Origin of the sequence: Halorubrum sp. CBA1125 (assembly GCF_009742825.1) — an archaeon.
GTDB lineage: Archaea > Halobacteriota > Halobacteria > Halobacteriales > Haloferacaceae > Halorubrum.
Map to the genome: position 1 here is coordinate 1 of NZ_WPCE01000296.1, position 2,345 is coordinate 2,345.

A 2,345-nucleotide genomic window follows, 5' to 3' on the forward strand; every position below is an offset into this window, starting at 1 on the left:
CCCCCCCGGAGACGCCCCCCCCGCCCGAAACCCGGGGCGCGGGTCGCGGGTCGTCGATCCCCGGCCGCGCCCCGGATCTACGCGGGGCGACCGCTACGCGAAGGGGGGCGCGCGGTCGCGTCGGGGGAGCCCCCCGCGAGGGGGGCGTTAGAAAGAGCACACGGACGCGGTGACGGAGATGATCGAACCGCTGGCGACGGTCGCCCTGCCGGCGCTGACCGGCGACGAGCGCGGCGACCCGAGCCGCGTCGCGGCGCGGTACGCCGACGCGTACGAGGCGCTGATCGACGCGGCGTGAGGATCGCGGCGGCGTGAGGGGCGGATCACACGAGCGCGTGTGCGGCGGTGCCGCAGATCGAGAGCGACAGACCGCCGACGAGAACCGGGCGTCGGCTTGGTGGTTCCGGGGCTCAGGCGTTCCGGCGGGTGTAGTGTGCGAGCGCGGACTCGATCGAGGAGAGATCGGCCGTGACCCGGTCGTCGGCCACCCGCATGAACCCGGGCGTGTACGACTCGGAGTAGTCGAAGATCCGGTTGACGCCGCGCTTCGGTGCGGAGACCGGTTCGAAGTCGGTGACGGTGTACACCCGGGTCGTCGGAAACGCGGTCCAGAACGTACCGCTGGCCCACCGGTCGTCGTCCTCGAAGGTCGTTCCGACGCGGCCGGTGGCGACGTACTCGTCATCGTGGTAGAACAACAGGAGGTCGCCTTCGGACATGCGCTCGAACGCCGAGCCGCCGCTGTCGTCGGGCACGGCCCACAGGCGGGTCTCGTCGAGGTCGGCGAGGGGGTCCGGCCGGTCGGGATACTCGCTGAGGTCGACCGTGGACCGGACCGTTCGATCGAAGTTCTCCGGGTCGATCGGGACCAGAAAGACGTTGTCGCTCATTGCCTCCCGTTTCGCAGGGAGGGTTTTAAACTCGTTCGTTGACCTGTCAGCTCGTCCGTCGATCGGTTCCCGCGGGTCCGCCGCGTCTCGTTCAGTCCTCGTCGTACTCGGCGTAGATCCGGTCCATCCGCGCAGCCATCGCGAAGTCGGCGCGGGTGAGCCCGCCGACCTCGTGGCTCCACAGCTCGACGCCGACCTCGCCCCACGAGAGGTGGAGGTCCGGGTGGTGCCACTCGGCCTCGGCGAGTTCGCCGACGTCGTTCGTGAACGCCAGCGCGGCCGCGAAGTCCTCGAACTCGTAGGCCGCCTCCAGGTGGTGGTCGTCGACGACTTCCCACGCGTCGCCGAGCGCGTCGAGGTACTCGGCGTACGCGTCCTCGGTGAGCGGTTCGGGGTCGTCGTCGGCCGGCTCGACCGGCTGGTCCGCGAGCGACGGTGGCATGCGTCATCGTTGGACGACGATCGGTTTGTACCTTCCGTCGGCTGGCGGATCGCAGTGACGCCTCACGCCGACGAGCGCGTCGGTCCGCCTCGATCGGTGGGTGCTCACTCGGTCAGCTCGTCGATCAGCGTCTCGACGTCGTACGTCGCTGGCGCGCGGGACTCGTCGCGCAGCGTCGCGATCGTGAATGTCGAGTTCGTCCGCTCGACCTGCGGGATCGCCTCGAAGTCGCTGATGAGCCGCTCGACCGTCTCCGAGGAGGAGAGTCGCGCGAGCACGACGAAGTCGGTCTCGCCCATGGTGAAGAACGCCTCCGTGACCCCCTCGACCGCGAGCAGCTCGTCCGCGAACTCCTCGTAGGGGCCCTCGTAGTCCGCGAGCACTTCGACGATGACGGTGACGCCGAGCCCGAGCGCCTCGTGGTCGAAGTCGTAGAGGTCGTTCTCGATCACGCCCGCCTCGCGGAGGTTGTTCAGCCGGTAGTGGATCGTCGACACCGGGATACCCGTCTCCTCGTGGAGCCGCTCCGGACTCCCCGTGCCGAGGTCCGCGATCGCCTTTAAGAGCCGCACGTCGCGCTCGTCCATACGCCCCGTCCGCGTTCGGGCGTGTTGTATATGTCGACCGACAGGCTTGGAGACGACTCCAACATCAGCCGTCATTTTGACAGCAGTTCGAATTACATTCGTATGTGTGATTGTTCATTCTAAAAAACCAGATATTCGATAGAATTCTTTAACTATATCGATCTATTTCGAATTGATGTTCAATGCAGATCGAAGATCTCCTCTCGACTCCGGAACGAATGGTCGTCGCGTTCGTCCTCCTCTCGACGCTGTGGGGGACGTCGTTCGTGGCGATCGAAGCCGGCCTGCACTACTTCCCGCCGCTCCTGTTCGCGGGCGTCAGGTACGCGATCGCCGGCGCCGTCGTGCTGGCGTACGCCGCGCTCGCGCCCGATCGGTGGGTGCCCCGCGGCCGCAGCGAGTGGCTCGGCGTCGCGGTCGCCGGCG

At 67.5% G+C, this 2,345-nt stretch carries 4 protein-coding genes; 1 reads left to right on the plus strand and 3 read right to left on the minus strand.

Going from position 1 to position 2,345, the window contains the following annotated elements; all coding sequences use genetic code 11:
• Positions 1-410 precede the first annotated feature (410 nt).
• The 3 genes from GJ633_RS15880 to GJ633_RS15890 form a co-directional block, all read right to left on the minus strand.
• On the minus strand, positions 411-890 hold the full coding sequence (locus GJ633_RS15880) for a hypothetical protein (RefSeq protein ID WP_156589549.1): 480 nt from the start codon (positions 888-890) through the stop codon (positions 411-413).
• Positions 891-981: 91 nt separating this feature from the next.
• On the minus strand, positions 982-1,332 hold the full coding sequence (locus GJ633_RS15885; protein WP_156589550.1) for a 4a-hydroxytetrahydrobiopterin dehydratase: 351 nt from the start codon (positions 1,330-1,332) through the stop codon (positions 982-984).
• A gap of 104 nt (positions 1,333-1,436) precedes the next feature.
• Positions 1,437-1,919, minus strand: a complete 483-nt coding sequence (locus tag GJ633_RS15890; RefSeq protein WP_156589551.1) for an Lrp/AsnC family transcriptional regulator — start codon at positions 1,917-1,919, stop codon at positions 1,437-1,439.
• Positions 1,920-2,101: 182 nt separating this feature from the next.
• Here GJ633_RS15890 and GJ633_RS15895 point away from each other — a divergent pair.
• On the plus strand, positions 2,102-2,345 hold a 244-nt coding region (locus GJ633_RS15895), incomplete at its 3' end, for an EamA family transporter (RefSeq protein ID WP_156589552.1).

Excerpts from the sequence above, each read along its gene's own strand:
- GJ633_RS15890 (WP_156589551.1), bottom strand. The coding sequence starts at position 1,919 with ATGGACGAGCGCGACGTGCGGCTCTTAAAGGCGATCGCGGACCTCGGC.
- GJ633_RS15885 (WP_156589550.1), bottom strand. The coding sequence starts at position 1,332 with ATGCCACCGTCGCTCGCGGACCAGCCGGTCGAGCCGGCCGACGACGAC.
- GJ633_RS15880 (WP_156589549.1), bottom strand. The coding sequence starts at position 890 with ATGAGCGACAACGTCTTTCTGGTCCCGATCGACCCGGAGAACTTCGAT.